This is a genomic window from Catenuloplanes japonicus, from assembly GCF_000717135.1.
In the GTDB taxonomy this organism is placed as follows: domain Bacteria; phylum Actinomycetota; class Actinomycetes; order Mycobacteriales; family Micromonosporaceae; genus Catenuloplanes; species Catenuloplanes japonicus.
In genome coordinates, this window is sequence record NZ_JNXY01000006.1 from 363,844 (window position 1) to 390,649 (window position 26,806).

Genomic DNA, 26,806 nt, shown 5'->3' on the forward strand with positions numbered 1-26,806 from the left:
GCCGCGGTGGACTCTTCGTGCCCTTCGCGCCCTACGATGGTTCGGCAGACTGTGTAGGGAGCGTTGACCCGTGTCGATTCTGGAAAGAGTCCTCCGCGCCGGTGAAGGCCGGATGGTGCGGCGGCTCAAGGCCATCGCGGACGCCGTCAATTCGATCGAGGATCAATACACTGACCTCACGGATGACGAGCTGCGCGACCTGACCGAGCAATACCGTGAGCGGCTGGCCGAGGGTGAGTCGCTCGACGACCTGCTGCCCGAGGCTTTCGCCACGGTCCGCGAAGCCGCGTCCCGGGTGCTGGGGCAGCGGCCTTATGACGTCCAGATGATGGGCGGTGCCGCGCTGCACTTCGGGAACATCGCCGAGATGCGCACCGGTGAGGGCAAGACCCTGACCTGTGTGATGCCGGCGTACCTGAATGCGCTCTCCGGCGACGGCGTGCACATCATCACCACGAACGACTACCTCGCCCAGCGCGACGCCGAGACCATGGGCCGGGTCCACCGGTTCCTCGGCCTCACCGTCGGCGTCGTCCTGCCGAACAGGCCGGCCGCCGAGCACCGCGCGGCGTACGAGTGCGACATCACGTACGGGACGAACAACGAGTTCGGCTTCGACTACCTCCGCGACAACATGGCGTGGGCCGCCACCGAGCTGGTGCAGCGCGGCCACAACTTCGCCATCGTGGACGAGGTCGACTCCATCCTGATCGACGAGGCGCGTACCCCGTTGATCATCTCCGGCCCGGCCGAGCACTCCGCCCGGTGGTACGGCGAGTTCTCCCGCGTCGTCAAGCGCCTGCAGAAGGGCAAGGACGGCGAGGGCGACTACGAGGTCGACGAGGCCAAGCGCACGGTGGCGATCACCGAGCGCGGCGTCGCCCGGGTCGAGGACCAGCTCGGCATCGACAACCTGTACGAGTCGGTGAACACGCCGCTGGTCGGCTACCTGAACAACGCGATCAAGGCCAAGGAGCTCTACAAGAAGGACAAGGACTACATCGTCAACGACGGTGAGGTCCTGATCGTCGACGAGTTCACCGGTCGCGTCCTGCACGGCCGCCGCTACAACGAGGGCATGCACCAGGCCATCGAGGCGAAGGAGGGCGTCGAGGTCAAGCAGGAGAACCAGACGCTCGCCACCGTCACGCTGCAGAACTTCTTCCGCCTCTACAACAAGCTGTCCGGCATGACCGGTACGGCGCAGACCGAGGCCGCGGAGTTCAACAAGGTCTACAACGTCGGCGTGGTCACCATCCCGACGAACCGTCCGATGATCCGCGAGGACCACCCGGACGTCATCTACAAGACCGAGAAGGCGAAGTTCCACGCGGTCGTCGAGGACATCGCCGAGCGCCACGCGAACGGTCAGCCCGTCCTGGTCGGCACCGTCTCCGTGGAGAACTCGGAGATTCTCGCGACGCTGCTGCGCAAGCGCGGCATCCCGCACCACGTGCTGAACGCGAAGTTCCACGCCCAGGAGGCGGAGATCATCGCGCAGGCCGGCCGCAAGGGCGGCGTCACGGTCGCCACCAACATGGCCGGCCGCGGCACCGACATCCTGCTCGGCGGCAACGCCGAGCACCTCGCGAACGGCGAGCTCCGCCAGCGTGGCATCGACCCGGTCGAGCACGAGGAGGAGTACGCGAAGGCGATGGAGGAGATCCTCCCGCACTGGAAGCAGAAGTGCGACGAGGAGGCCCAGGAGGTCGTCGGCGCCGGCGGTCTCTACGTGCTCGGCACCGAGCGCCACGACTCCCGCCGCATCGACAACCAGCTGCGCGGTCGTTCCGGCCGTCAGGGCGACCCGGGCGAGTCCCGGTTCTACCTGTCGCTGCAGGACGACCTGATGCGCCGTTTCCGGGCCGGTGCGGTCGAGGCCGTGATGGACCGCCTCAACATCCCCGAGGACGTGCCGATCGAGTCGAAGATGGTCTCCCGGCAGATCAAGAGCGCGCAGACCCAGATCGAGGGTCAGAACGCGGAGATCCGGAAGAACGTCCTCAAGTACGACGAGGTCATGAACAAGCAGCGCCAGGTGATCTACGCCGAGCGCCGGCGCGTGCTCAACGGTGAGGACCTGCACGACCAGGTCCGGCACATGCTCGACGACACCATCTCGGCGTACGTGCAGGGTGCCACCAGCGCCGGCTACGGCGAGGACTGGGACCTGGACCAGCTCTGGACCAGCCTCAAGCAGCTCTACCCGGTCGGCCGCACCGTCGAGGACCTGGCCGAGGAGGCGGGCGGCGAGGTCAACCACATCGACCCCGACTTCCTGCTCACCCAGATGAAGGAAGACATCCACGACGCGTACGACCGTCGTGAGCAGGAGCTCGGTCCCGAGGCGCTGCGCGAGCTGGAGCGTCAGGTGCTGCTCGCGGTCATCGACCGCAAGTGGCGCGAGCACCTCTACGAGATGGACTACCTGCAGGAGGGTGTCGGTCTCCGGGCATATGCGCAGCGCGACCCGCTGGTGGAGTACCAGCGCGAGGGCTTCGACATGTTCCAGCAGATGATGGACGGCATCAAGGAGGAGGCGGTCGGCTTCCTCTTCAACCTGGAGGTCCAGGTCGAGGAGACCCCGACCGTCGACCCGTCGAAGGCGCAGGCGCTGCCCCGCGTCGGCGGCGACGGCGCGGTGGCCACCGCGGAGCCGGAGACGCAGGTCGAGGTGCGGGCCAAGGGCCTCGGCGGCGGGCGCAGCCAGCGTCAGCCGTTGCAGTACACCGCGCCCACGATCGACGGTGCGGCCGGTTCCGGCGCGGTCGAGATGCAGCGCCAGGCGCCCGCGCTCGGCGGCGACCCGACGCGTGACTCGCAGTCCCCGAGCGCGGCCGGTCGCCGTGGCCCGGTGGTCGGCAGCGGCCAGGCGAGCGCGTCCAACGGACCGTCCCGCAACGCGCCGTGCCCCTGCGGTTCGGGCAAGAAGTACAAGCGGTGCCACGGCGCCGGCGGCAACGACTGACCTGCTGCTTTTCCGCTTTCGCCGGTTCGGCCCCCTCCGGGGCCGGGCCGGCGAACGTCGTTTGAGGGCTCTTTCCTCGCTCGCTTCTGCCTCCGCGCTTTCATCACCGGCGCCTCGCGTTTCCGTGGGCCCCGGGGCTGCTGCGGCTTACCTCTTCGCGTGCCGGCTTGACGCGGTTGGCTAACTGTATTAGCTTATAGCTATTGCAGCTAGCCGAACGGCTAAGCGAATGATCTGAGGAGTAGTCATGACCGAGTTCCTGACCGTCGGTGCCGGCACGATCGCGTTCGAGGTGGCAGGCGAGGGCCCGCTGGTCGTCCTGGCCCCGGGCATGGGCGACAGCCGTGAGGCGTACCGGTTCGTCGCGCCGCAGCTGGTGGCCGCCGGATACCGGGTCGCCTCGGTCGACCCGCGCGGGCTCGGCGAGTCCACCGCGACGTGGCCGTCCTACACGCGCACCGACATCGCCGGCGACCTGATCGCGGTGATCCGCCACCTCGGCGGCCCGGCCGTGCTGGTCGGCCACTCGATCTCCGGCGGCGCCGCCACCGTCGCGGCCGCGACCGCGCCGGAGCTGATCACCGGCATCGTCGAGCTGGCGCCGTTCACCCGGGCACAGGCGATGGCGCTGGGCGACCTCCGGTCGAGGAACTTCCGCAAGGGGGCGTACCGGCTGGCCGGCGCCATGATGGGCAGCGTGCCGCGGTGGCTGAGCTACCTCGACCACGCGTACCCGGGCAAGAAGCCCGCCGACTGGGACGCGCGGCAGGCCCGGATCGAGGCCATGCTGCGCGAGCCCGGCCGGGCCAAGGCGCTGCAGACCATGCTCCAGACCTCGCCGGCCGACGCCGGGGCGCACCTCGCGAACGTGCGCTGCCCCGCCCTCGTCGTCATGGGCTCGGCGGACCCGGACTGGGCCGACCCGCGTGCCGAGGGCGAGCGGATCCTGGCCGGCCTGCCGGAGGGCCTGGGCCGGCTTGAGATGATCGAAGGCGCGGGTCACTACCCGCACGCTCAGTACCCCGACGAGACGGTGGCCCTCTTGCTCTCCTTCCTCCAGGCGAACGCGCGTGCCTAGGGCGGGCCTCGCCCCCGCCGCGGTCATCGCGGCCGGCGCCGAGCTGGCGGACGAGGTCGGCCTCGCGGGCCTCACCATGGGCCTGCTGGCCGAGCGCGTGGGCGTGCGCACGCCGTCGCTCTACAAGCACGTCGACTCGCTGGACGCGCTCCGCCGCAGCATCGGCCTCCAGGCCAAGCGCGAGATGGGCGACGCACTGGCCCGCGCGTGCGTCGGCCGGTCCGGTGCGGACGCGGTCCACGCGTTCGCCGACGCCTGGCGCCGCTGGGTCGTCGCCCACCCCGGCCGCTACGCCGCCACCGTCCGGGCTCCCGCACCCGACGACGAGGAGGGTCTACTCCTCGCCGACGAGGTGCTCCAGATCCTCTTCGCCGTCCTCTCCGGTTTCGGCCTGGAGGGCCCCCGCGCCATCGACGCCGCCCGCATGGTCCGCTCCGCCCTCCACGGCTTCGCCAGCCTGGAGAGCGACGGAGGCTTCGGCTTCCCCCGCGACATCGACCGCAGCTACCACTACCTCGTCACCACCCTCATCGCCGGCCTCCGATCCCCCGACCCGGACCCCGACGCCTGACCGGCGCCTTCGATCCGGGCGCCGGTCAGCGCGCATTCACCGGACCGCTAACTGCCGAAATTTCGGGCGCAGGGCGCCCGCCTTGCGGCACGACGCGCCCGCCTTGCGGCACGACGCGCCCGCCTTGCGGCACGACGCGCCCGCCTTGCGGCACGACGCGCCCGCCTGTGTGGCGACGATCTGTGCGGACGGCGACCGGCGCGGCAGGCTGCCGGTCGCGAGCGCCGGACTGACGCACGACCACGGGCGGGCCGTGAGCAGTGGTCAGATGGCGGTGAAGGCGGTGGCGAGCCAGCGGCCGTGGCGGAGTTCGAGGCGGTAGGCGAGGGCCCAGGTGCGGCCGGCGGTGGTGAGGACGGCGGAGGCCTCGGCGACGCCGGGGCGTGGCTCGCAGACGCGCAGGCGGCGGGGGTGGACGCGGCCCGCGGGGGCGAGCGGGCGGCGACCGGCCACCGGTGGCAGGCCGGCGGCCTGGCGGTAGCGGCCGATGGCGCGCTGGGCGGCATTCGCCTCGTTCAGAATCCCTGGGGCCTCCAGCAGGGCGGAGACGGTGCGCAGGTGGCCGATCGGCCGGTAGCCGTTGAGGATCTCCAGTGCGCGGGTGAGGAACCGGTGGGCGGCGCCGCGGGCCTCGGTGGACGCGCCGGCCAGCGCCGCGGGCGGGATGGGCGGTGGGGTGCGGCCCGGCCCGGCCAGCCCGGCGAGCGTGGCGAGATCGGACAGCGAATCAGCGGGCAGGGTCGCGGCCCCACCGGGCCGTCCGGTGCCGCCCGCGACCACGGATCCGGGAGGCGGTGCGGCCCCGCCCGTCGCCGGGGATCCGCCAGGCCACCCAGGCTCGCCCGACAACGGTGACCCGCCGGCCCACCTGGGCTCGCCCGGCGCCGGTGACCCGCCGGCCCACCCGGTCTCGCCCGGCGCCGGTGACTCGCCGGGCCACCCGGACTCGTCCGCCGACGAGGATCCACCGGCCCACCCGGACCCGCCCGGCGGCGTCGACCCACCACGCCACCCGGGCCCGCCCGCCGGCGCCGGCGCGGCGGCCGGGGTGCGCCAGGGGAGGGTGAGCTGGTCGGCGTCGGACCAGGCGAAGGGCTCGTCGTCGAACGGGGGGTCGACGGCGGGAACGGGGGAGATGCGGATGGCGGGGCGGACGCCGCGCGGATCGCACAGTCGCATGACCATGAGAATCGCTCCTGATGCCTACGTTTGCCTTCGTTTGCCTTCGACAACCCCCATTGAAAAGCACGCCGAACGACACTGTCAATGATCGACATCGATGCTTGATCCGCCCGCGTGACCGCGTGCACCCGGACCCGTCAGTCCTCGGGATCCGGCTCCACCAGCGGATTCCGGGCCACCCACTCGGCGGTCTCGGTGTACTTCGCCGCGATGTACGCCTCCAGCGCGGACCGCTCCACGCGCCACTGCCCGCGGCCACCGATCTTGATCGCGGGGAGCTCGCCCCGGCGGACCATGTGGTACACCTGCGAGTCCGAGACGTTCAGCTCCGCGGCCACGTCGGACAGCAGCAGAAACCTCGGCTCCGGCAACGCGGGCACCTCCCTCGGACCGTCTCAGTCTGCCATCGACGGGGCCGCGATCGCCCGTGCCTCCAGGTGGCTGGAGTAGACCACGCTCGTGGTCACGCCGCCCAGCGTGCTGATCCGCCCGGTGACCTCCTCCAGGTGGCGCATGGACCCGGCCAGCACCTTCAGCACGAAACAGTCCTCGCCGGTGACGTGATGTGCTTCCAGGATCTCGGGGGTACGCGCGACCAGCTCATGGAACGGCCGATAGTTCCCGGTCGGGTAGCGCAGCCGGACGAACGCCATGATCCCCAGCCCGACCCGCTCCGGCGCCACGACCGCGCGGTACCCGGAGATCACACCGAGCTCCTCCAGCCGCCGCACCCGCTCGGTCACCGCGCTGGCCGACATCGCCACCGTGCGGGCCAGCTCCGCGAAGCTCATCCGGCCGTCCCGCTGAAGTGCGTCGAGGATTCGCCAGTCTGTCTGGTCCAGCTCCGGGGGATTCGCGGCCACAGGCGCACTATAGCGGTGGATCCACGGCCAGGGAGACGAGGAACCGCGTGAAGTCCGTTAACGGGAAGCGCGGGGATACGTACCGTTGAAGGATGTTGAATGAGCAGGCGATAGCCTGGTTCTCCGCCCGTCTGGCGATGCAGATCGACGTGTCCGACACCCACGCGGCGCTGGAGTCCGGGACGCCCGGCTTCGTGCTGGTCGACTCGCGGTCGGAGGAGTCCTGGGAGCAGGGGCACATTCCGGGCGCGCTGCACCTGCCGAGGCGACTGATCGCGGAGCGCGCGCCGGGCCTGATCGACCCGCGGACGCCGGTCGTGACCTACTGCTGGGGGCCGGGCTGTGACGGCGCGACCCGGGCCGCGCTGGCGTTCGCGCAGCGGGGATACCGGGTGCAGGAGATGATCGGCGGCATCGAGTACTGGATCCGGGAGGGTTTCGCGGTGCGGACCGCGACCGGGCTGACCACGCGCGAGCCGGACCCGCTTACCGCACCGGCGAAGGGTGCGACCTGCGCCTGCTGACCGATGCGGTCTAATTGGACCGCAGGTGGTCGACGGAGGCGGGGAGACAGTGCGGTGCCAGTTCTGATCGTCCGGGTGTACGTTCCGGCAACGCTCCCGCTGCTGGCCACGCTGCTGGAGAAGGGCGAGATCGGTGCGCCCGGCGACCCGGTGCACACGGTCACCCCGAATCTGCGCGAGTGGTACGCGGAGGGCGACGAGGAGGAGCTGGAGTTCGTGGCGTTCACCCGCGCCGCCCAGTCCGCGCTCGTGCTGCTGCACCGCGATTCTCAGGCCCCGCGCCGCCGCGTGGTGATCTCCGCGGACCTGATCGCCTCGGCCGTGACCCGCGGCGACGACCAGCTCGGCTCGTCGATCATGACGCTCGCCGGCCCGCTGCCGCTGTCCGCGGTCGCTTCCGTGCACGTGGACGCGACCGATGCGGAGACCGACGTGGCGGCCGCGGTGGAGGCGGTGCCCGGCGCGCTGGACGGCGACGAGGACGCGCAGTTCGCGGTGGACGCCGCCGAGGACCACGATCTCGAGTGGTACGACCCCTCGGAGCTGGATCAGATCGTCTGAGCCCGCTCCAGCCGGTCGACGTACCGGGCGGCCGGCGCGGCCAGCAGGGCACCGGCGGCGATCGTCAGCCATGCGAAGAACAGCGGGTTCACCCACCACGGCACCAGCTCGAAGCGGGTGCCGTCCGACCATGCGCAGGTGCGCTGAAGCGGCAGGTCGTGGGCGATGATGCCGGTCCACAGCTCGTCGGCCGGGCCGGGCGTACCGGAGTAGAAGCCGGCCGCGGACGCGCACATCTGATCCGGGTCGAGCAGGTAGAACGAGGACAGTGTGCCCCAGCCGTACGTGCCGGCCGCATAGATCAGGGCGACCACCACCAGCCCGGCCAGCGTGCCCGGCGCGAGCAGCGCGGCCGAGGTCGTCCGGCCCCGGCGTCGGACCTGCCGCCGGACGTAACCGGCCAGCAGCAGCAGCGGCATCAGCAGGATCACCGCGGCGATGACGAGCGCGGCTATCGGATAGACGATCTCCATGCCGGGAACGCTAGGTCCGATCCGGAGGCCCATGCCATGATCTGCACCGGATCGGCACAAATCATGTACTAATCGTCCTCGACCGGCTTGAGCGTGCGGCCGAGCAGGATCATCGCGGTGATCGCGCCGACGAAGAGCACGACCAGGCCGTTGTTGAAGCGCGCGTTCGCCAGGATGTCCTGCGCGGCCCGGTCCGCCTCGCTGAGCTGCCCGGCCAGGTCCAGCAACTGGCCGCCGCCGGTCCGCGCGATCGCCTCGGACGCCAGCAGCACCAGGCCCGCGCCCGCGCCGCCGGCCAGGTAGACCGCCCACCTCGGCCGCTCGTCGCCCTGCCCGCTGGCCAGCGTCAGGTAGGCGATGATGCCCGCGAGCAGCGCGCTGAGCAGCGATGATGTCAGTGAGAACCAGCTGAGCGCGCTCGCCTGGGAGGCCTGCGTGTCACCGGAGCCGAACAGGTCCAGCAGCGGGCCCTGGAACAGGTTGAGCACGAATCCGATCAGGAACACGCCCAGGCTGGCGTTGATGACCGCACCCGCGAGCGGCGCGTGCCGGATGCCGGCGAACGCGCCGCCGGCCGTGGCCGAGGCCGCGAACGTGGCGGCCAGGATCGTGATCGCGTCGCCCTGCCCGTAGCTCTCCAGCACCAGCAGCGCCGCGCCCGCCCCGACCAGCAGCCCGGCCGCGGAGGCCACGGCGAACCGCACGGTCGCGCCCGCGCGGCGGACCGGCCCGATCAGCGTGACGGCGGTGAGCCCGGTGGCGGCGCCGGCCACCAGGCTGGCGGAGATGAGGCCGGGCAGGGAGTAGGCGGCGAGATAGACGGCCAGCGCGCCCTCGGCCGCGGTCGACACCGACACCTGCGCCGATCGGAGCATCACGCCGAGCCAGCCGAGCGCGAGAACAGCGAAAATCGGCTCCAGGGGTACGGAGAAGCGCTTCCTCGTCGTCGCGGGCGCGTCGGACGTGGGGGTGCGTGACTGCTTCGTCATCCTCTGACTTTCTGCCTGGCCCTGGTGCCACGAATCGGCGCACTCAGCGTACGCGGCCCGCTCGGCGGCCGTACCATGCCGGACCTCGCCTTTCGCCTTTGCCCTGTTTGCCCTAGGCAGGCGTGACGGTGACGATGCGGCCGAGCGCGAACGACACCTCCTCGGACAGCGGCGGCACCCAGCCGACCAGGAACTCGCCGTCCACCGTGATCGGCGAGACCAGCCGGGTGTAGCGGCGGCCGCCGGCGTTGACGTACTCGATGTGGACGTCGCGGCGCGTCTGCACGCAGTCGGCCAGCAGCGCGCGGGCGGCGCCGCCGAGGCGTTCCGCGTGGAGCGCGATGGCCTTCTCCAGGCCGCCCCGCGGCGCCCTGGGCGTGAGCGCGGCGAGACGCTGCCGGGCCTGCTCCACCGGGTCGGCCGGCGCCGGCGCGGTGAGCAGCAGCTTCGCGAGGTGCAGCGCGTCGGCGCCCTCGGTCGGCGGCTCCGGTTCCGCCGCGGGTTCCGGGCCCGGCTCCGGCTCCGGCGCGGGGACGACCGCCGGGCGATGCTGGACCAGCGGCCCGCCCGCCGCGTCCTCACCGGCCGGTGCGAATCCCGCCGCGCGCAGCGCCGCCAGCGTCTCCGTCAGGCCCGCGGGGCTGACCAGGACGGTCGGCGCCACCGCGGCCAGCCCGAACGCGGCCAGCTCCCGGGTGGACAGGATCTCCGCGACCAGCGCGGGGTCCTCGGTGTGCAGCACGGACCCGGCGGCACGGACCCGGACGTGCCCGTGCCGCCGGGCCACGTCGGTGATCAGGTAGTCGAGCGCCTGCGGGAGCGTGCCGATCCCGGCCAGCGCGGCGCGCAGATCCTCGGCCCGGTGGCCGTCGTCCAGCGCGCGGCGCACGGAGGCGGTGCTGAACCGCCAGGTGCCGGCGTTGCCGCGGGACTCCCGGTCCGCGCACGCGTCCAGCAGCGCGGCGAGCGCGGCCGCGGGGATGCCGGGCACGACGACGGTGAGATCGTTCTGGAACAGCGCGGTGGTGACCGCGTCCGGCAGCAGCGCGTCCGCGACCGGGCCGAGGTCCGCGCCCGCGGTCAGCGCGCGCCCGAGCGGCGTGAGCGCGCCGTGGGCGAGCACGCCGCAGAGCCGCGCCTCCTCCCAGAGCTGCACGACCAGCTCGTCCCGGTCGCCGGTGAGCGGCGTGTCCATCGGCCGGTGCCAGCCGACCGCGGGCCCGGCCGCGAACGGCGCGGGCAGCCCGACGCCGTCCGGCAGCGCGGCCAGCAGCGCGAGCAGCCCGGTCTTGAGCCGCGGCGCGACCACGTCCAGCGGGTGCGGGGTGAGCGCGGAGCCGGCCGGCCCGAAGCCGCCCCGGTGCGCGGCCAGCGGCGCGGGCGCGAGCGCGGGCCAGCGGCGCAGCAGCGCGGTGAGGCGGCGGGCCGGGCGCAGCTGCAGCCAGCGGGCGTGCGCCTCGGTGACGGCGTAGTGCACCGGGTCCATGCCGTACCCGACCGCGCGATCGTGGACGGCGCCGACCAGCCCGGCCGCGTGCGCGAGCACCAGCCAGAACCGGGCCTCCGCGGGTGGGCAGCCGACCGCCTTGCCGAGGCGGGTCAGCTCTCGCGCGCCGACGCCGCCGGTCTTGAGCGCGGCCGCCGGCGTGGCCGCGATCGTGTCCAGCAGCGCGGTGACCTGCTGGACGGCCGCGTGCGCGGCCGCACCGGCCTCCCGGTCCACCGCGTCCGCCGGGACCGGCACCGGTGTCGGCAGCGGCGGCTCGGGCGTGAACGGCGGCGTCCAGCCGGGCCCGCGGAGCGCGACCGCGACCTCGGCGGGCATCTCCAGGCGCCAGCCGCTGAACGCGAGCAGGCCGTGGCTGACGGCCCAGTCCTGCGCGGCGGACCGGGCCGCGTCCGGCGTGGCGACCGGCAGCCCGGCGGCCATCGCGTGCAGCAGGTCGCGGGCGTCGGGCGGCCCGGTGTCGGCCACGGCACGGACCGCCGGGGCGTCGGCGAGCGCGGCGCGGACCGCGGCGTAGGACTCGTCGCGCTGCGGCCCGGGGTCGGGCCGGCCGAGCGCGACCGCGATCTGGCGCAGCCGGTCCGCGGGCGTCTCGCGGTAGAGGCGGGCCGCGTCCGCGCCGAGGCCGAGCGGGTTCGGGAACGCGCGGGCCAGCTCGCCCGGCACGTGCAGCGCACCGTCCTGATCGGGCCAGGCCAGCGCGTGGTCCGCCAGCCGGTCGAGCGCGCCGGCCAGGGCCGGGTCGTCGGACGTCAGCCCGAGGTGGCGGGCGAGCGTGGCGCGGGGGACCGGCCGGTGCCGCCGGCCGAGGTGGACGAGCAGCCCGAGCAGCTCGTGGCCGGGCTGGGGCAGCGTGCGCAGCGCGGTCTGCAGCGCGGCGGGCCGTTGCAGCCGCTCCGCGAGCGCGGACAGGTCGGCCGGTGGCGCGGCGGGCCGGGAGCCGGTGGTCGCGTGCACGCTGTCCGGGCGGTTGACCAGGATCCGGGCGAGCTGATCGGGGCTGTGAGCTGCGAGCCATCGTACGAGTGGAGACGCCACGGCAGCCAAATGTTCCCTATCGGCTCCGGCCGGTCAATCGGGCGTCATCCGACATGGCTGTTTATCGATGATCGGCGTGCGTTTGTCCTGGTGGGTATGTCGGGTGGCATGCCCGGGGGTCCGAAATCGAGCATCGTCGCCGTAATATCGGACGCGCAGCCGGACGGGGGGTCGTCCGGTGGGGAGGGCCACGATGACGGGTCTGCTGCACGGTCGCTACCAGCTCGACGCCGAGATCGCCCGGGGAGCGATCGGCGCGGTCTGGTCCGGCCGGGACACGGCCACCGGGCGGTCGGTGGCGGTCAAGCTGCTGCGCTCCGAGGCCGCGTCCCAGCCCGACCTGGTGCGCAACTTCGTGGACGAGGCGGAGATCCTGGCCGAGCTGTCGCACCCGTGCATCGTGCGGCCGATCGAGTTCGGCCGGGAGGCGGACCGGCACGTCTTCGTGATGGAGCTGGTCGACGGCGAGGACCTGCGCAAACGGCTGCGGCGGGACGGCCCGGTGCCACCCGCGGTCGCGGCGAACCTGGTCGCCCAGCTGGCGAACGCGCTGGCGTACCTGCACGGTCGCGGCATCGTGCACGGCGACGTGAAGCCGGGCAACCTGATCGTCCCGGCGGACGGCGGCCCGGTCCGGCTCGCGGACTTCGGCGTGGCGCGCCGGGTGCGACCGGCCGGGGCGGACCCGCGGGCCACCCACGCCACGCCGGAGTACGTCTCGCCCGAGGTGGTGGACGGCGCGGCCCCCAGCCCGGCCTCGGACGTGTACGCGATGGGCATCGTCCTGTTCGAGCTGCTGTGCGGCCGGAGCCCGTTCAAGGGCGGCACCCCGCTGGACGTGCTGGGCCGGCACCGGCAGTGCACGGTCGTCCCGCCCGCGGGACTGCCGGCGCCGGTGTGGCCGCTGATCGAGCGCTGCATGTCGCCGGACCCGGCGCGCCGGCCGGACGCGCGGATGGTCGGTGTGCGACTGCGCGAGGTGGAGTCCGCGCTGGCCGGGATGCCGCCGCTGCCCGCGCTGGCCGAGGGTGAGGTGACCTGGTGGCCTCGGCCGGACGGGCGCAGCCGGGGACAGGCGCGGGTGCGGTGGGTGCCGTTGGAGGCGGCGCCGGTGTCCCCCGCGTCCGGCGGCCGGATGGTGGCGCTGCCGGTGATGGAGTTCCAGGACTCGATCTCCGCACCGCCGTTCTCCGCGGCCCCGTTCTCTGCCGCGCCGTTCTCGGCTGCTCCGTTCTCGGGTGCGCCGTACTCCGGGCCACCGTTCATCCCCACGTCGGCTCCGCCGCAGATCCCCACGTCGGCTCCGCCGAACCCTGCCGCGGCCGCGCTCGGGGCGGCCTACAGCGCCGGCGGGCCGTGGCCCCGGGCCGCCGCGGGACGGCTGCACCGGCCGGAGATGGGGCTGATGACGGGTGGGGAGATCCGTCCGGACCACCGTTCGCGGCGACGCCGCTTGATCGCGGTTTGTGTGGTGGCCGCGTTCCTTATGTTGATCACTGTGGTGAGTGGGGTGCTTCTCTCCGGAGGGGACGCGAGCGGTATGCGTGCACCTCGGGTACCGTCCGGGACCTCTACCGTGGTCGCCCGTTGACCCCTGATTTCCTATGGCCTTGACCCCCGTTTCCCGGTATTCGGGCGCCGGAGTCTGCAAAGCTGAGTCGGGAGTGGTGCATTGCACGCCGGGCGGGCCACGTTTTTCGTGAGAACCCTGCTAGATCCAGAATCGGACAAAGGGCATTCCCGGTCGAATAGTTCCCGCTCATGATCACTATTTGTGGCCGGTCCGAGCCGGACAGTCCGCGCAAGACAGTGCACTGTGGAGACGCGTTGGCGCGGATAAGCCGAAATCCTGGACGTCGGGGCTACAAAGTGGCAGCGTAATGGGCATGGCCGAGACAGGAATCAACCCAACCGCGGCTGCCCTCCTCGGGCTGCTCCACGAGGGGCCGATGACGGGTGGGCAACTGATGGGTCAGGCGGAGCGCCGCCTTGGCCCCTTCTGGTCGATGACCAGAAGCCAGGTTTACCGAGAATTGCCGGCGCTTGCCGAGATGGGTTATGTCCGGCTGGGTAAGCCGGGGCCCCGCTCGAGCCAGCCCTACGCGATCACGGCGTCCGGAAAGCGCGCGTTCAGCCGTTGGCTGACCGACTCCCCGGGGCGCGATGCCATTCGCAACCCGATCGCGCTCCGCGTCGCGTTCGGGGAGCAGCACAGTGAAGGTCAGATGGGCACCTTGATCGCTGGTGCCAACGAGTACCACACGGCCGCGTTGGCGTCCGCACGTGAGCAGGCCAAGGAGGCGAAGAAGGACGGGGACAACTACGGGGCGTCCGCGCTGGAGTTCGCGGTGGCCTATCACAAGGCGGCGCTCACCTGGTTGAAGACGGCGCCCGGCGCCTGATCCGGCCGTCTGTGCGCGGATCGGCCCGGGGGGAGCCCGATCGCGTACAGCGCGCCGTATTCTTGGGTGTTGTGACTGCAGCCGACTTTTCCGAACAGCTCAAACACCTCGACGCCACCCTGCGGAACATCGAGGGCGTCCTCGACGTCGACAGGCTCCGCCGGGAGAAGGTGGAGCTGGAGGAGCAGGCCGCCGAGCCGAACCTCTGGGACGATCAGGCGCGCGCGCAGCAGGTCACGTCGAAGCTCTCCTACGTCAACGGTGAGATCGCGCGACTGGAGAGCCTCCGTTCCCGGCTCGACGACGCGTTCGTGCTCCTCGAGCTCTCCGAGGGCGAGGACGACGCCTCGTCGCTGGGTGACGTCGGGTCCGAGATCGCGGCGCTGACCAAGTCCGTGGACGAGCTCGAGGTGCGCACGCTGCTCTCCGGGGAGTACGACGCCCGGGAGGCGCTGGTCGCCGTGCGGGCCGGCGCCGGTGGTGTCGACGCGGCGGACTTCGCGGAGATGCTGCTGCGGATGTACCTGCGCTGGGCGGAGCGGCACGGTTACGCCACCGAGGTCTACGAGACGTCGTACGCGGAGGAGGCGGGCCTCAAGTCCGCCACCTTCACCGTGAAGGCGCCGTATGCGTACGGCACGCTGAGTGTCGAGTCGGGCACGCACCGTCTGGTCCGGATCAGCCCGTTCGACAACCAGGGCCGCCGGCAGACGAGCTTCGCCGGTGTCGAGGTGCTGCCGGTCGTCGAGCAGACCGACCATATCGACATCCCGGAGAACGAGATGCGGTTCGACGTCTACCGTTCGTCCGGGCCCGGTGGACAGAGCGTCAACACGACGGACTCTGCGGTGCGAATCACACACATTCCCACCGGCATCGTCGTGACCTGCCAGAACGAGAAGTCGCAGCTGCAGAACAAGGCGTCCGCGCTGCGGGTGCTCCAGGCGCGTCTGCTGGAGCGCAAGCGGCAGGAGGAGCAGGCCAAGATGCAGGGACTGAAGACCGACGCGGCCGGCTCCTGGGGCGACCAGATGCGGTCGTACGTGCTGCACCCGTATCAGATGGTGAAGGATCTGCGCACCGAGCAGGAGACGGGCAATCCGACCGCGGTCTTCGACGGCGACCTGGACCCGTTCATCGAGGCGGGCATCAAGTGGCGTAAGCAGCAGCAGTTGAGTGGCGACGCCGAGTAACCGGATCGGCGTGTCGCGGATCGACCCGTTAAAGTCACCCGATCGGACGATCCTTTATCGGGTCATCGCGGGCAGATCGGACTACCTCTGGGCTTGGACTTTTCGTTACACCGCGTAGACTCTGCTCCCGTGATTCAGCTTGAGAACGTGACCAAGACGTATCCGAAGGCGTCCCGGCCGTCGCTGGACGATGTGTCGGTCGGGATCGAAAAGGGCGAGTTCGTCTTCTTCATCGGCCCGTCCGGCAGCGGCAAGTCCACGATCATCAAGCTGCTGCTGCACGAGGTCGCCCCGAACAAGGGGAAGGTGATCGTCAACTCCAAGGACGTCACCTCCATGCGTTCGTGGAAGATTCCGCACTTCCGGCGCTCGATCGGCTGCGTGTTCCAGGACTTCCGGCTGCTGCCCAACCGGACGGCCTACGAGAACGTCGCCTTCGCGCTCGAGGTGATCGGCAAGACCAAGGCGGTCGCCCGCCGTGTCGTGCCCGAGGTGCTCGAACTCGTGGGTCTCGGTGGCAAGGAGCACCGTTACCCGCACGAGCTCTCCGGCGGTGAGCAGCAGCGTGTCGCGGTGGCCCGTGCCTTCGTCAACCGCCCCCTGATCCTGCTGGCGGACGAGCCCACCGGAAACCTGGACCCCGACACCTCGATCGAGATCATGCGCCTGCTGGACCGGATCAACCGGACCGGCACCACCGTCGTCATGGTGACCCACGACTCCAATATCGTGAACCAGATGCGGCGCCGGGTCATCGAGATCGAGAGCGGCCGGATCGTCCGTGACCAGCCGCGCGGCGTTTACGGATGATGACAGACCGTAACTGACGGCACCTCCCCCCGATCCCTGACCCGGCAGCAGACGAGCCCCGAAGGAAGCCTCACCGATGCGCGTCAAATATGTCCTGTCCGAAGTGCTGGTCGGACTGTGGCGCAATGTCACGATGACCATCGCCATGATCATCACGATGGCCGTCTCGCTGACCATGCTCGGCGCCAGCGCGCTGCTGTACCTGCAGGCCAACGAGATGAAGGACTACTACTACGCGAACATCGAAGTGGCGATGTTCCTGAAGTCCGACGTCAACGATGAGCAGCGGCAAGCCCTGGACCAGCAGCTGCGGTCCGACGATCTGGTGCAGGACTACCAGCTCGAGACCAAGGACAAGGCGCTCGAGAAGTTCCAGACGCTCTGGCGCGACACGCCCGACCTGGTGAACTCCGTCAGCGCCGAGCAGCTGCCCGAGTCCTTCCGCGTCAAGCTGAAGAACCCGGAGCAGTACGAGGACTTCGCCGTCAAGTACCGGGACGCCGAGGGCGTCGACGAGGTGCTCGACCAGCGCGAGCTGCTGGAGAAGGTCTTCGGCATCCTCAACTCGGTCCAGACGATGTCGCTGATCGCCGCGATCGTCATGGCCATCGCCGCGTTGATGCTGGTCGGTAACACGATCCAGGTCGCGGCGTACAGCAAGCGCCGCGAGGTCGCGGTCATGAAACTCGTCGGCGCGTCCAACTGGTTCATCCAGGCGCCGTTCGTGCTCGAGGCCGTCGCCGCCGGTGTGATCGGCGCGCTGCTCGGCTTCGGCATCCTGGTGCTCGGCAAGGTCTTCCTGATCGACGGCGCACTGCAGGACCTGACCAACCTGCTGACGCCGCTGAGCTGGGACAACGTGCTGCTCATGCTGCCGTTCATGGCCGGCGCCGGTGCGCTGGTCAGCGCGGTCACCGCGTGGACAACGCTGCGCTTCTACCTGCGGGTCTAGGTACCTCTCGCTGTACTCACCGCCGTCGCCGTCCGTTCCCGGGTCCTCCGGGCAGCGGGCGGCGATTCGCGTTTCCACCCCTGGGGCTCATGTGACACGCGTATGGTGGTGATCACGGAGAATCGGGGGAAATGTCCGTGAAGTCCTACCGCAGTACGCCCTGGGCCCTGAAAGCGCTCGGTGCCCTGCTGGTGCTGTCGGCCGTCGTCTCCGGCGCCCCGGCCGCGGCCGACCCGCGCGACGACCAGCGGCGGATCGAGCGGGAGGTCACCAAGGCCGCCTCCATCCTGGAGGGCGCCACCGACCGCGCGCAGGCCGCCGCCCGCAGCCTCGCCGCCTCCGCCGCCGGCCTCCCGCCCGCCCAGGCCCGCGCGGAACAGGCCCGGGGACGCGTCGCCGCAGCCCAGGCCGCCGCGGACACGGCCGAGCGCAAGGCCGGCACCGCGAAGACCGCCCAGACCAAGGCCACCATGGGGTACGAGACGGCGGAGCACCGCGTCGACGAGGCGCGCGAACGGCTGGGCGACCTCGCCGCCGCCTCGTTCAAGGGCGGCAACATCGGCACGCTGAACGTCATCCTCGGCGCGACCCCGACCACGTTCGCCGACCGGCTCGGCTACGTCGACCGCGTGCTCGACACCCAGCGCGGCGCGCTCGGCACCGTCATCGACGCCCGCGGCGCCGCCCGCGACGCCCAGAACACCGCCGTCACCGCCCGTCGGGCCGCGGACGCGGCCAGCGCGGACGCCCAGGGCAAGCTCGCCACCGCGCGGCAGGCCCAGCGGGCGGCCGACGACGCGGTGGCGGAGGTCGAGGCGCTCACCGCCCAGCGCCGCGCCGCGCTCGGCGTCGCCCAGCAGGAGCGCGCGGCCAGCCTCGCCAAGTACCGCCAGGCCCGCGACGACGAGGCCCGCGTGGCCGCGGAGGTCCGGCGGTGGGAGGAGGCGCGCCGTCGCGCCACCCGCCGGCCGCAGTCGCAGCACAACAGCGGTGGCGGGATCACCCAGATGCGTCCCGGCGCGCGGCTGCTGATGCCGGTCCAGGGCTGGAAGTCGAGCGACTTCGGCTGGCGCTTCGACCCGTTCTACAAGGTCTGGAACCTGCACACCGGCGTCGACCTGGCGGCCGGCGGTGGGCAGCCGATCTGGGCCGCGGACGACGGCGAGGTGATCCGCGCCGGCTGGGCCACCGGGTACGGCAACCTCACCTGCGTGGCCCACGGCGAGGTCGACGGCCGCAACATCAGCACCTGTTACGGCCACCAGTCGCGCATCCTGGTCTATCCCGGGCAGCACGTGCGTCGCGGCCAGATGATCGGTCGCGTCGGCACCACCGGCGCCAGCACCGGCTATCACCTGCACTTCGAGGTCCGCATCGACGGCACGCCGCGCCAGCCGCTGGGCTGGCTCCCGGGCTGCCTCTGCTGATCCTCCGCCACGTGTGGACCCGGCCGGGCGGAGCGCCGCCGACGGGGTCCGGGTGACCACCCGCGGACCCGAGGCCGCGGGAGCGCGCGGAACCGGACCACGCCGGAAGCGGGAAAGCCGGTGGTGGGTTTTGGTCTGTGGGGGTTGATGGGGTCGGCGCTGTAACATTGCGACGCTGTTGGTCGACCATGAGGGAGTTGTGCACGATGCCGCGCGAAAAGGGGCGCAAGGTGGTGGCCTCGAATCGCAAGGCGCGCCACGACTACACGATCCTGGACACCTACGAGGCCGGCATGCAGTTGACCGGCACCGAGGTGAAGTCGCTGCGCGCCGGTCGGGCATCGCTCGTCGACGCGTTCGCGCAGGTCAGCAACGGTGAGGTCTTCCTGCACGCGATGCACATCCCGGAGTACACGCAGGGCACGTGGACGAATCATGAGCCGCGCCGCATCCGGAAACTGCTGCTCAACCGCACCGAGATCATGAAGCTGGCCGGGAAGGTCCGCGAGGACGGGCTGACCATGGTGCCGCTGCAGGTCTACTTCGCGGACGGCTGGGCCAAGGTCGAGATCGGTCTCGCGCGCGGAAAGCGGGATTACGACAAGCGGCAGGACCTGGCCAAGAAGGACGCGCAGAAGGAGATCAGCCGCGCGATCGGGCGCCGTGGCAAGGGCATGGACTGACCTGAGCGCGGCGGGGTAGCCTTCTTCGTCCATGACGCCGGGCGTACGTGTGCGCGGCGTCGCCGCCCGGTCACCGGGCGGAGTGCGGGAGGAAGTCCAGCCTTGCCCGGCAATCATTCCGAAGACGTCGCCACCAGCGGATTCCTCGGCTTCTCACCCACGCGGTCCCGGCTCGCCATCGCGGCCGTCGCCGTGGTCGCGGTCATCATCGGGCTCACGGTCTGGACGCTGACCAGCTCCTCCGACGACGCGGTGCGGCCGTCGCTGATCGTCATCCCGACCACCGCGCTCTCCGGGCCCCCGCCGGGCGTCATCACCGCGGATCCGTACGTCGAGCCGACCCCGTCCGCCGTCCCGCCGACCTCCGCCAAGCCGTCCCCCACGCCCGCGCGGGAAGCCGTGGCCGGGCTCGGCGCGCGGTACGTGCTCGGCAGCAGCTGGAACGACGGCTTCGTGTCCAACCTGGTGATCGGCAACGACACCGGCGCGTCCACCGGCTGGCAGGTCCGCCTCACCTATCCGGCGAACGTGGAGATAGCCGTCACCGGCTTCTGGAACGCGACCGCCTCCGTCTCCGGCACCACGCTCGTCCTCGACGGCGGCCCGCTCGCCGCCGACGCCGAGGTCCAGGCCGGCTTCCAGGCCACCAAGAACACGCCCGCCCAGGTCGACCCCACATCCTGCACGATCAACGGGACTCCCTGCGCCGGATTCTGACATGCGGGGGTATCTCATGTGACGTTCGCGCGCGGAGGCGTTAACCTTGTGGAGTTGCGTCGCCCGCCGGGCGGCGTCCTACGAGGGGGTGACTGGTTTCGACTTCGGATGCTGAAGCAGGGGAAGCGAGCTGAGGAAGCCAACGTCGTCTCATTAATCGGTCGTTGGAAGCTATAAGCGCCAACTCTAAGCGCTCTGAGCTCGCTCTCGCCGCCTGAGGCGAGTAGCAGCTCCGTTGGTCTAGGCACGCCTTCGGCCTAGTCACCGACGTCATCTAGAAGGCTGGCCAACCAAGCCCCGTCGTGAGGCTTGCGCGGTGAGACTAATCGCGACTGGGCCCGTCACACCGACTCGCTTGCGTGATCGGAGGGGCCGAGTAGAGGCACAGCAAGCTGCGCTCGGAGAAGCCCTGTAGATTCACCGAAGGACCCGGGTTCGATTCCCGGCACCTCCACGGCTGACGGCCCCCTGTTCGCGGAAAGCGCGAACCGGGGGCCGTTTCGGCATTCCGCTCCGGGGGCCGAGCCCCCGGAAGCCCCACGGTCTGGTGGGGGCGTTACGCGTCCTTGTTGCGTTGCGATCGTTGCGATTCGTGCGGTCCTGCTTACCCCTTCCCCTCTTGCGGGTGGTCAGGAGTAGAGGCGGGGGAGGTCGACCAGGAGGATGCGGGGGTCGGGGGTGAAGCCGGCGGCGCCGTAGAGGGTGAGTGCGGTGTGGGTGGTGTCGTAGCCCTTGAGGGTCAGGAGGTCGCGGGCTCTGGTCAGGCAGTGGTGGTGGTGGCCGATGGTCTCGCCCCATGTGGCCTCGCCCAGCGAGAGGATGCGCCGAGGGGCGTTTGGCTCCGGGGCGGCCAGGGCGACCACGTCGATCTGGATCTGGGTGCGGTGCTGTGGGTCGTTGACGATTCCGGAGCCGACCTCGGACGGCTGCTCCGTGAAGAGTGTGTCGCCGGACTCCAGGGTGAAGGCGCGGCACAGGGCCTCGAAGTGCGGGCCGACGACCTGGGTGAGGAAGGACTGCCGCGTTGTCGCCCAGACTTGCTCGGCGTGCTGCCGATCGACCCGGAGTGGCCCGTGTCCTCCGGCCTGGTGCGGTACGCCGCGCCGTTCGGGATCTGAGTCCTCGCGCCGGGCCTGCCTGAAGGGTGCGGCCCGGCGGCGAAGGAGGCTCAGCGCGGCCGGTGGGCCTCGTAGACGAAGGCGGGCGGCGGGTTGCGCCAGAACGTGCGGCTCTGGCCGACCTCCTCGAACGTGCCGGTGAGCGCCTCGCGGAAGCGCCGGGCGCCCGGCATGCGGCTGCCGATGCTGAGCGTGATCGTGGTGAACGCGCCGTGCGGGGCCATGGACGCGGCGACGCTGCTCAGGATGGCGCGGGTCTGCGCGTCGGGGAACAGCGTCCACGGCAGCGCGCTGACGACCACGTCGGCCTTCCCGAGCCCGCGGTCGGCGAGCAGCTCCGGGAGGCGGGCGGCGTCGGCCTCGGCGACGTCGAGGTCGGGCCAGCGGGTGCGGAGCAGGCCGGCGAAGACCGGGTCGATCTCGATCGCCAGGTGGTGGCCGCGACCGCCGAGCCGCTGACGTATCTGCTCGGTGACCGCGCCGGTGCCGGCGCCCAGCTCGACGACGAGCGGGTCGCCTGTCTCCGGTATCGGTGCGGCCATCTGGCGTGCGACCGGGGCGGAGGTGGCCGCCGGGGTGCCGACCCGGGCCGGGTTGCGGAGGAATCGTTGCACGAATGCGCCGGGGGACGAGGGGGTGGCCGTCTGCATCCCGCCAACGCTGCCTCAGAGTCCGCTCAATGGCCAGTCACAGTTTGCTCACCGGTGCCACACGAGACGCGTGACACCGGTGAGCGGGCGGGTCAGCGGGGACGACGGGCCTCGTAGACGTAGGCCGGCGGGATGTTGCGCCAGATCGCCCGGCTCGGCTCCACGCTCTCGAACGTGTCGTTGAGCGCGGCGAGTACGCGGCGCCACGGCGGCAGCATCCGCGCGGTGGTGTACGTGATCGTGGTGAACACGCCGTCCGGGGTCATCGACGCGGCGAGCGCGCCGAGTATGCGGCGGGTCTGCTCGTCGGAGAAGAGCGTCCACGGCAGCGCGCTGACCACCACGTCGACCTTGCCGAGCCCCCGCTCGGCCAGCAGCGCGGACAGGTCACCCGCATCGGCGACAGCTATGTCCAGGTCCGGGTAGTTGGTCCGGAGCATGTCGGCGAAGACCGGGTCGATCTCGATCGCGAGGTGGTGTCCGCGGCCGTCGAGCCGGCGGCGGATCCACTCGGTGACCGCGCCGGTGCCGGGGCCCAGCTCGACGACGAGCGGGTCGCCGGTCTCCGGGATCGGCTCGGCCAGCCGCCTGCTCACCGCCGGTGACGTGGCGGCGATCGTGCCCACCTGGGCGGGGTGCTTGATGAAGCGTTGGATGAAGGCGGCGCCGGACGAGGGGGTGGATTTCGACTGCATCCCGCCACGCTGACTTAGATCACTGCTCACTCGCCACTCGCTCACTGTTAATTCGGCGTGCATTCATGGGGCCGCTGTGGACGGCCGAAGAATTGTCGCTGGTCAGGAGGGCTCGGCCCACCCGGCCCTCCGCGCGAGATTCTCGCCGCGACCACCATAAAAGCCGCCGGGGGTACGACGATGTGGCAGATCCCCGACAAGAGCTTTGCCGGCCGCGCCACACCACCCATGATCATCCCTCGGTACGTGTCTGAGCAGGGAGAATGCGGTGGGAGTGAAGACGGCGCTGCTGGCGATCAGCGACGGTGACGTGAGGCCGGCGCTGCGTGGGGCCACCCGTTCGGCGTCCGATGCCGAGGAACTGGTGCGCGGGCTGCTGCCCGGCCGCGACGTGACCCCGGCCGGCGAGGGCACGCTCCGCGACCGGATCAGCCCGCCCGACGACCTCACCTACGCCGCGGTGCTGCGCGGCGCGTCCGTGGTGTGTGACCGCCGGTTCGCGCTCGAACGCCCGTCCCGCCTGCCCGCGCACCTGCTCAAGGCCGCAGGCGGCCGCCGGATCACCGTGCACGCCATGGACTCGGTCACCGGCTGGGTGAGCTTCGGCGTGTGGGAGAACGGCGCGCTGGTCCGCTCCCTGAGCCGCACCGGCACCCGGATCCTGGAGCACATCGGCACCCCCTACGACTTCGAACGCTCCGCCGACCCGACCGCGCTCGGCGAGGAGGCGCTCCGCGCGCTCTTCGGCTTCGTCATCGCCGGCCGCCCCCACCCCGGCGACATCCACGCCGGCGGCGTCCGCCTGCACGGCTTCCGCGTCGAGGACCCCCTCGGCCAGGAACAGGCCCTCCGCCAGGCCATGTCCTCCCGCCTCCGCCACGCCCTCCACCGCCGGCCATTGACGACCACCTGACCATCCGTGATCATCTCGGGCTCTCACCTTCGCGGTGTGGGAGGACGGCTCGCTGGTGCGGTCGCTGGCACTCTCGCCCGACGACGGCATCGAGGGCCGGCCGGCACCGGACGACCTCGACGCCGACGCCGTGCACATGCACGGTTTCCTGGTCGAGGATCCGAGCGGCCGGGAGCAGGCGGCGCGCGAGGCCGCGGTGGAGCTGTGGATGAGATCCGCCCGCGTCGCGAGGCACCGGTTCGGAGCCGACCAGACGCCCTGACGGCGGGTTCCCGAAGATCAAGATCAGATTCATTTCCCGCTTCCGGCGTGGTGCGGCAGCGTTGCTCCCGCGGGCAAACCTCGCCGTACGCCAAGACTCCGCCGGCGCTCCGCTTGCCTCCCGGCGTCGGAGCCGGTGCCGCGCGGCGCACGAAAGAGCACGCGAGTCCCGTCGTGCTCGCGATGATCGAGGCGCGTCTCGTGGCGCGCAGAGTGCCCTCCCGCGATCGGGAAGCGTCCTTCATGGTGTTCCTGGTGATGGCCGGGTCGTTCGGCGCGGGGTGACGTGGGATGCCCTGACCGTGCGGGGCGGGTCACCGCGGGAGCGGGAAGGTCTGCTGGTGAGGGTGAACCTGGCGTGGGGCGGGGCCGGGGCGGTGGCGGAATCGTTGGCAGGGCATGGCTGAGACGATGACCGGGCTGCGGCGGCCCGACGAGGTGCCGACCAGGACGTTCGACTGGGGGACGATCAAGTGGCTGGTGACGCCGCATCTGGACGCGGGTGCGGGGCTGACCACCGGTGAGGTGATCGTCTATCCCGGGCGCGGGCATGATCCGCACGTGCATCCGGGCGAGGAGGAGGTCATCTACGTGATCTCCGGTGAGGGTGAGCAGACGGTCGGGGACGGGCCCGCGTTTCCGATCCGGGAGGGCGACGCGGTATACATCCCGGCGAACACGGTGCACTCGACGCGCAACACGGGATGGCGGCCGCTGCGGCTGGTGGTGGTCTACACGCCCGGTGGCGCGGAGACCGGGCTGGACGGGCTGCCGGACGCCCGGATCCTCGGGCCCGGCGTCGCACCGACGTGGACACGGACGGAGTAGCGGCGTGCGCTGGAAACCGGTGGTGCTGATGCTGGTGGCGGCGGGTGCGGGCCTGGCGGCGTGCGGCGGGGGCGCGGACGTGCCGGAGGCGCGGCGCTCGGTCGTACCGTCGGCGGGGGTGGAATCTTCTTCTGCGGCGTCGCCGCAGTGGGCCGAGCCGGAGAGCTACAGCTACGTGCTGACGACCGGGTGCACGCGCGGGTTCGTCGAAGCGCGGTACGCGGTGCAGGTCGAGGGCGGGCGGGTGCTGTCGGCGACGGGGTTGAACGCGCAGGCGGAGACGCGTCCGGACATCGCCGCACCGACGCTGGGTGAGATCGACGCGTGGATGCGTGCCGCGACCGGGAACGAGCGGCGTGAGCGGGATCCGGGCGACGGGCATCCGGTCGCGTTCGGGTTCGATCCGGAGAAGATGGCGATCGACGCGGGGCAGTGTTATCAGGTGTCGGAGTACGAACCGGCCTAGCCTGGTGGGCATGCGTCTGGTGCTGATGGCGGACACGCACGTGCCGAAGCGGGCGCGCGACCTGCCGGCGGAGGTGTGGGACGCGGTGGCGCCGGGCGGGTTACGCCTGCTCAACCCGGGCAGTCCGACGGACCGGCGGCGTCAGCCGCACCGCACCTACCTGACCGCGGTGGTCGAGGGCGGCGCGCTGGGAGACGTGACGCTGCACCGGCTCTGATGCCGCTTCAGCGTCCCCACGCCCGGCCGAGCATGGTGATCAGCTCGTCGGCCGCGCGCGCGGTGTCGAACGCGGGATCGGTCAGGCTCACGGTCACGATCGCGTCCAGCGCGCCGTTGATGATCACGGCGGTGACCTGCGGGTCCACGTCGGAACGGTAGTCGCCGGCGTCCCTGGCCGCGGCGACCAGCGCGGCGACGCTCTCTGTCCGGCCGGGGGAGTGCGGCGTGTCGGTGACGTCCGCGTCCGCGGTCAGCCCCTCGATGATCATGCGGGTGTGGTCCGGGTTCTCGCGCAGGTACGCGACCAGCGACCGGATGTAGGCCTCCAGCGCCGCGGCCCCGGCCAGCGGCTCGACCGCGGCGCCGACGCGCGCGACCACACCGTCCAGCACCGAGGCGTAGGCGGCCCGGACGACCGCGTCCTTGCTCGGGAAGTGGTAGAGCACCGCGGCCTTCGAGATGCCCGCCGCCTCGGCGATCCGGGCGAGCGAGGTGCCGGGGTAGCCGTGCCGGGCCACCAGCGAGATGGTGACGCCGATGAGCTGGGTGCGCCGGGCCTGCTCGGTGAGCGTGGGTTGTCTGATCGGCACTCGCACACCGTACCGTGGCGGCTTCTGACCGATCGGTAGAATTTTCTACCGCGTGGTTAGTATACTGGTGGTCATGAATAGGAAGAAGGTGCTCATCAGCGGCGGAGTGGTGATCGCGGTGCTGGCCGCCACGGTGGCGTATGTGCTGCGTGATCCCGCTCCGGTCGGCTACTTCACGTCCGGCGAGGCGGCCGACCGCTTCGCCGGGGCCTATCAGGAGGCGATGGCGGACATGCCGGTGCCGGACCGGACGATCGACATCCGCACCGGGTACGGCGTGGTCCGCGTCTACCACTTCAGCGGCGGTCCCGGCCCGCCGCTGCTGCTCCTGCCCGGCCGCGCGTCCGCGTCACCGGTCTGGGCCGACAACATGCCGTCGCTGCTGCGGCTGTGCAGCGTCTACACCGTCGACCTGCTCGGCGAGCCCGGCCTGAGCATCCAGCAACGCCCGATCGCCACGCCCGCGGACCACGCGCAGTGGCTGCACGAGGTGGTGCAGGCGCTGCCGGAGCCGGAGGTCTACCTGTTCGGGCTGTCGTTCGGCGGCTGGAACGCGATGAACCTTGCCGTGCACCGGCCGGAGAAGATCGCCGGCGTGATCCTGCTCGACCCGATCCTGATCTTCGGCGACCTGTCCGCGGGCGTGATCTGGCGGTCCATCCCGGTCGCGGTCACGTGGGCGCCACGCTCCTGGCGCGACGACTTCGCCAGCTGGACCGCGAACGACGCGCCGGTCAAGGACGTCCCGGTCGCCCGGATGATCGAGGCCGGCCTGCAGTCGTACGTGGTCAAGCTGTCCGCGCCGACCCGCCCGGCCGACGACCGGTTGCGCGCCGTCACCGCCCCGGTGCTGCTGCTGGTGGCCGGCAAGTCCCGCATGCACGACGCGGCCGAGGTGGCGGCGAAGGCACAGGCCCTGCTGCCGCACGCCACCGTGAAGACCTACCCGGACGCCTCCCACGCGATCAACGGCGAACACCCGGACGAGATCGCAGCGGACATCGCGACCTTCCTGAGCTGAGCCACGCCAGGTGTCAGGGTGACCGACCCTCCACCCGTCTTTGTGGGCCGACGGATAACGCGTCGCCCGCGGAGGCAGGGATGGTTAGGGTGGGCGGGCCGGTCGCG

The 26,806-nt window shown here is 71.4% G+C and carries 28 protein-coding genes, 1 other RNA gene and 3 pseudogenes; 22 read left to right on the forward strand and 10 right to left on the reverse strand.

Annotated elements, in window-relative coordinates:
• Window positions 1-70: 70 nt before the first annotated feature.
• The 4 genes and pseudogenes from secA to OP04_RS12410 all read left to right on the forward strand — a co-directional run.
• Window positions 71-2,588, forward strand: a pseudogene (gene secA / locus OP04_RS12400) (preprotein translocase subunit SecA); the annotation flags it as partial.
• 80 nt (window positions 2,589-2,668) lie between these two features.
• Window positions 2,669-2,968: pseudogene (locus OP04_RS56975) on the forward strand (SEC-C metal-binding domain-containing protein); the annotation flags it as partial.
• A 247-nt stretch (window positions 2,969-3,215) separates the two neighbouring features.
• Window positions 3,216-4,046 carry an alpha/beta fold hydrolase gene (locus OP04_RS12405; RefSeq protein WP_033339700.1) on the forward strand — a complete coding sequence of 277 codons (831 nt, stop codon included), beginning with the start codon at window positions 3,216-3,218 and terminating at the stop codon, window positions 4,044-4,046.
• Complete coding sequence (locus OP04_RS12410; RefSeq protein WP_033339701.1) at window positions 4,039-4,617, forward strand: TetR-like C-terminal domain-containing protein; 579 nt, start codon at window positions 4,039-4,041, stop codon at window positions 4,615-4,617. Before OP04_RS12405 ends, OP04_RS12410 begins: the two co-directional genes overlap by 8 nt.
• 264 nt (window positions 4,618-4,881) lie before the next feature.
• Here the strand turns inward: OP04_RS12410 and OP04_RS53270 are convergent, their stop codons facing one another.
• The 3 genes from OP04_RS53270 to OP04_RS12425 all read right to left on the reverse strand — a co-directional run bounded on the left by OP04_RS53270 (window position 4,882) and on the right by OP04_RS12425 (window position 6,662).
• The gene (locus OP04_RS53270; RefSeq protein WP_157239727.1) at window positions 4,882-5,802 is read right to left on the reverse strand and encodes an Rv3235 family protein; all 921 of its coding nucleotides are present in this window, start codon (window positions 5,800-5,802) and stop codon (window positions 4,882-4,884) included.
• Between the two features lie 134 nt (window positions 5,803-5,936).
• Window positions 5,937-6,170 (reverse strand): helix-turn-helix transcriptional regulator, encoded by a 234-nt coding sequence (locus OP04_RS12420; RefSeq protein ID WP_033339895.1) that lies wholly within the window; start codon window positions 6,168-6,170, stop codon window positions 5,937-5,939.
• A 24-nt stretch (window positions 6,171-6,194) separates the two neighbouring features.
• Window positions 6,195-6,662 (reverse strand): Lrp/AsnC family transcriptional regulator, encoded by a 468-nt coding sequence (locus tag OP04_RS12425; protein WP_085066399.1) that lies wholly within the window; start codon window positions 6,660-6,662, stop codon window positions 6,195-6,197.
• 92 nt (window positions 6,663-6,754) lie between these two features.
• Here OP04_RS12425 and OP04_RS12430 point away from each other — a divergent pair, with 92 nt between their 5' ends.
• Window positions 6,755-7,186, forward strand: coding sequence for a rhodanese-like domain-containing protein (locus OP04_RS12430; protein ID WP_051797661.1), 432 nt, complete (start codon window positions 6,755-6,757; stop codon window positions 7,184-7,186).
• A 54-nt stretch (window positions 7,187-7,240) separates the two neighbouring features.
• Window positions 7,241-7,747 carry a DUF6912 family protein gene (locus OP04_RS12435; RefSeq protein WP_033339702.1) on the forward strand — a complete coding sequence of 169 codons (507 nt, stop codon included), beginning with the start codon at window positions 7,241-7,243 and terminating at the stop codon, window positions 7,745-7,747.
• Here the strand turns inward: OP04_RS12435 and OP04_RS49575 are convergent.
• The 3 genes from OP04_RS49575 to OP04_RS12450 all read right to left on the reverse strand — a co-directional run bounded on the left by OP04_RS49575 (window position 7,735) and on the right by OP04_RS12450 (window position 11,754).
• Entirely contained in the window at window positions 7,735-8,220 is a 486-nt protein-coding gene (locus OP04_RS49575) for a hypothetical protein (protein WP_051797663.1), read from the reverse strand. The genes OP04_RS12435 and OP04_RS49575 overlap by 13 nt on opposite strands.
• A 68-nt stretch (window positions 8,221-8,288) precedes the next feature.
• Window positions 8,289-9,209, reverse strand: a complete 921-nt coding sequence (locus OP04_RS12445; protein WP_051797665.1) for a hypothetical protein — start codon at window positions 9,207-9,209, stop codon at window positions 8,289-8,291.
• 112 nt (window positions 9,210-9,321) lie between these two features.
• Window positions 9,322-11,754 carry a helicase-associated domain-containing protein gene (locus OP04_RS12450; RefSeq protein ID WP_157239729.1) on the reverse strand — a complete coding sequence of 811 codons (2,433 nt, stop codon included), beginning with the start codon at window positions 11,752-11,754 and terminating at the stop codon, window positions 9,322-9,324.
• Window positions 11,755-11,947: 193 nt separating this feature from the next.
• Between OP04_RS12450 and OP04_RS49580 the strand changes: the two genes are divergently transcribed.
• The 9 genes from OP04_RS49580 (at window position 11,948) to ssrA (ending at window position 20,395) form a co-directional block, all read left to right on the forward strand.
• On the forward strand, window positions 11,948-13,345 hold the full coding sequence (locus OP04_RS49580; RefSeq protein ID WP_051797670.1) for a serine/threonine-protein kinase: 1,398 nt from the start codon (window positions 11,948-11,950) through the stop codon (window positions 13,343-13,345).
• A gap of 295 nt (window positions 13,346-13,640) precedes the next feature.
• Window positions 13,641-14,156, forward strand: a complete 516-nt coding sequence (locus OP04_RS12460) for a PadR family transcriptional regulator (protein WP_033339902.1) — start codon at window positions 13,641-13,643, stop codon at window positions 14,154-14,156.
• Between the two features lie 71 nt (window positions 14,157-14,227).
• Window positions 14,228-15,349: a peptide chain release factor 2 gene (gene prfB, locus OP04_RS12465; RefSeq protein ID WP_033339703.1), complete on the forward strand. Its 1,122-nt coding sequence runs from the start codon at window positions 14,228-14,230 to the stop codon at window positions 15,347-15,349.
• 129 nt (window positions 15,350-15,478) lie between these two features.
• Entirely contained in the window at window positions 15,479-16,159 is a 681-nt protein-coding gene (gene ftsE, locus OP04_RS12470; RefSeq protein WP_033339704.1) for a cell division ATP-binding protein FtsE, read from the forward strand.
• A 76-nt stretch (window positions 16,160-16,235) separates the two neighbouring features.
• Window positions 16,236-17,111 carry a permease-like cell division protein FtsX gene (ftsX, locus tag OP04_RS12475; RefSeq protein WP_033339705.1) on the forward strand — a complete coding sequence of 292 codons (876 nt, stop codon included), beginning with the start codon at window positions 16,236-16,238 and terminating at the stop codon, window positions 17,109-17,111.
• 131 nt (window positions 17,112-17,242) lie between these two features.
• Window positions 17,243-18,538, forward strand: coding sequence for a M23 family metallopeptidase (locus OP04_RS12480; RefSeq protein ID WP_051797673.1), 1,296 nt, complete (start codon window positions 17,243-17,245; stop codon window positions 18,536-18,538).
• Window positions 18,539-18,744: 206 nt separating this feature from the next.
• On the forward strand, window positions 18,745-19,221 hold the full coding sequence (gene smpB, locus OP04_RS12485) for an SsrA-binding protein SmpB (protein ID WP_033339706.1): 477 nt from the start codon (window positions 18,745-18,747) through the stop codon (window positions 19,219-19,221).
• Between the two features lie 102 nt (window positions 19,222-19,323).
• Complete coding sequence (locus OP04_RS12490) at window positions 19,324-19,938, forward strand: cellulose binding domain-containing protein (RefSeq protein WP_033339707.1); 615 nt, start codon at window positions 19,324-19,326, stop codon at window positions 19,936-19,938.
• Between the two features lie 84 nt (window positions 19,939-20,022).
• Window positions 20,023-20,395, forward strand: a transfer-messenger RNA (tmRNA) gene (gene ssrA, locus OP04_RS51070).
• A gap of 172 nt (window positions 20,396-20,567) precedes the next feature.
• Here ssrA and OP04_RS12495 read toward each other — a convergent pair.
• Window positions 20,568-20,801 (reverse strand): hypothetical protein, encoded by a 234-nt coding sequence (locus OP04_RS12495; RefSeq protein WP_033339708.1) that lies wholly within the window; start codon window positions 20,799-20,801, stop codon window positions 20,568-20,570.
• A gap of 21 nt (window positions 20,802-20,822) precedes the next feature.
• Between OP04_RS12495 and OP04_RS53275 the strand changes: the two genes are divergently transcribed.
• On the forward strand, window positions 20,823-21,056 hold the full coding sequence (locus OP04_RS53275) for a hypothetical protein (protein ID WP_157239731.1): 234 nt from the start codon (window positions 20,823-20,825) through the stop codon (window positions 21,054-21,056).
• Between the two features lie 50 nt (window positions 21,057-21,106).
• Here OP04_RS53275 and OP04_RS12500 read toward each other — a convergent pair whose 3' ends face one another.
• Together OP04_RS12500 and OP04_RS12505 are read right to left on the reverse strand one after the other, a co-directional pair.
• Window positions 21,107-21,706, reverse strand: a complete 600-nt coding sequence (locus OP04_RS12500; protein ID WP_033339709.1) for a class I SAM-dependent methyltransferase — start codon at window positions 21,704-21,706, stop codon at window positions 21,107-21,109.
• 92 nt (window positions 21,707-21,798) lie between these two features.
• Window positions 21,799-22,401, reverse strand: coding sequence for a class I SAM-dependent methyltransferase (locus tag OP04_RS12505; protein WP_033339710.1), 603 nt, complete (start codon window positions 22,399-22,401; stop codon window positions 21,799-21,801).
• A 268-nt stretch (window positions 22,402-22,669) separates the two neighbouring features.
• On the opposite strand from OP04_RS12505, the gene OP04_RS12510 reads away from it, so the two are divergent.
• From OP04_RS12510 to OP04_RS12530, 5 genes and pseudogenes are all read left to right on the forward strand, one after another.
• Window positions 22,670-23,314 (forward strand): DUF6928 family protein, encoded by a 645-nt coding sequence (locus OP04_RS12510; RefSeq protein ID WP_157239733.1) that lies wholly within the window; start codon window positions 22,670-22,672, stop codon window positions 23,312-23,314.
• Between the two features lie 55 nt (window positions 23,315-23,369).
• Window positions 23,370-23,576 carry a hypothetical protein gene (locus OP04_RS12515; protein WP_198153799.1) on the forward strand — a complete coding sequence of 69 codons (207 nt, stop codon included), beginning with the start codon at window positions 23,370-23,372 and terminating at the stop codon, window positions 23,574-23,576.
• Window positions 23,577-23,974: 398 nt separating this feature from the next.
• Entirely contained in the window at window positions 23,975-24,403 is a 429-nt protein-coding gene (locus tag OP04_RS12520; RefSeq protein ID WP_033339712.1) for a cupin domain-containing protein, read from the forward strand.
• Between the two features lie 4 nt (window positions 24,404-24,407).
• A complete protein-coding gene (locus OP04_RS12525) occupies window positions 24,408-24,869 on the forward strand; it encodes a DUF6174 domain-containing protein (RefSeq protein WP_033339713.1) in 462 nt (153 codons plus the stop codon).
• A gap of 76 nt (window positions 24,870-24,945) precedes the next feature.
• A pseudogene (locus OP04_RS12530) lies at window positions 24,946-25,086 on the forward strand (YfcE family phosphodiesterase); the annotation flags it as partial.
• Between the two features lie 7 nt (window positions 25,087-25,093).
• Here OP04_RS12530 and OP04_RS12535 read toward each other — a convergent pair.
• A complete protein-coding gene (locus OP04_RS12535; RefSeq protein WP_232323561.1) occupies window positions 25,094-25,678 on the reverse strand; it encodes a TetR/AcrR family transcriptional regulator in 585 nt (194 codons plus the stop codon).
• Window positions 25,679-25,751: 73 nt separating this feature from the next.
• Here OP04_RS12535 and OP04_RS12540 point away from each other — a divergent pair, with 73 nt between their 5' ends.
• Window positions 25,752-26,699 carry an alpha/beta fold hydrolase gene (locus OP04_RS12540; RefSeq protein WP_033339906.1) on the forward strand — a complete coding sequence of 316 codons (948 nt, stop codon included), beginning with the start codon at window positions 25,752-25,754 and terminating at the stop codon, window positions 26,697-26,699.
• The last annotated feature ends 107 nt before the right edge of the window (window positions 26,700-26,806 follow it).

Bases quoted from the DNA above. Each gene is read 5' to 3' on its own strand.
- ftsX (WP_033339705.1), top strand. From the start codon at position 16,236: ATGCGCGTCAAATATGTCCTGTCCGAAGTGCTGGTCGGACTGTGGCGC.
- OP04_RS53270 (WP_157239727.1), bottom strand. From the start codon at position 5,802: ATGGTCATGCGACTGTGCGATCCGCGCGGCGTCCGCCCCGCCATCCGC.
- OP04_RS12520 (WP_033339712.1), top strand. From the start codon at position 23,975: ATGGCTGAGACGATGACCGGGCTGCGGCGGCCCGACGAGGTGCCGACC.
- OP04_RS12405 (WP_033339700.1), top strand. From the start codon at position 3,216: ATGACCGAGTTCCTGACCGTCGGTGCCGGCACGATCGCGTTCGAGGTG.
- OP04_RS49580 (WP_051797670.1), top strand. From the start codon at position 11,948: ATGACGGGTCTGCTGCACGGTCGCTACCAGCTCGACGCCGAGATCGCC.
- OP04_RS12445 (WP_051797665.1), bottom strand. From the start codon at position 9,209: ATGACGAAGCAGTCACGCACCCCCACGTCCGACGCGCCCGCGACGACG.
- OP04_RS12480 (WP_051797673.1), top strand. From the start codon at position 17,243: ATGTCCGTGAAGTCCTACCGCAGTACGCCCTGGGCCCTGAAAGCGCTC.
- OP04_RS12430 (WP_051797661.1), top strand. From the start codon at position 6,755: ATGTTGAATGAGCAGGCGATAGCCTGGTTCTCCGCCCGTCTGGCGATG.
- OP04_RS12505 (WP_033339710.1), bottom strand. From the start codon at position 22,401: ATGCAGTCGAAATCCACCCCCTCGTCCGGCGCCGCCTTCATCCAACGC.
- OP04_RS12460 (WP_033339902.1), top strand. From the start codon at position 13,641: ATGGCCGAGACAGGAATCAACCCAACCGCGGCTGCCCTCCTCGGGCTG.
- OP04_RS12540 (WP_033339906.1), top strand. From the start codon at position 25,752: ATGAATAGGAAGAAGGTGCTCATCAGCGGCGGAGTGGTGATCGCGGTG.
- OP04_RS49575 (WP_051797663.1), bottom strand. From the start codon at position 8,220: ATGGAGATCGTCTATCCGATAGCCGCGCTCGTCATCGCCGCGGTGATC.
- smpB (WP_033339706.1), top strand. From the start codon at position 18,745: ATGCCGCGCGAAAAGGGGCGCAAGGTGGTGGCCTCGAATCGCAAGGCG.
- OP04_RS12500 (WP_033339709.1), bottom strand. From the start codon at position 21,706: ATGCAGACGGCCACCCCCTCGTCCCCCGGCGCATTCGTGCAACGATTC.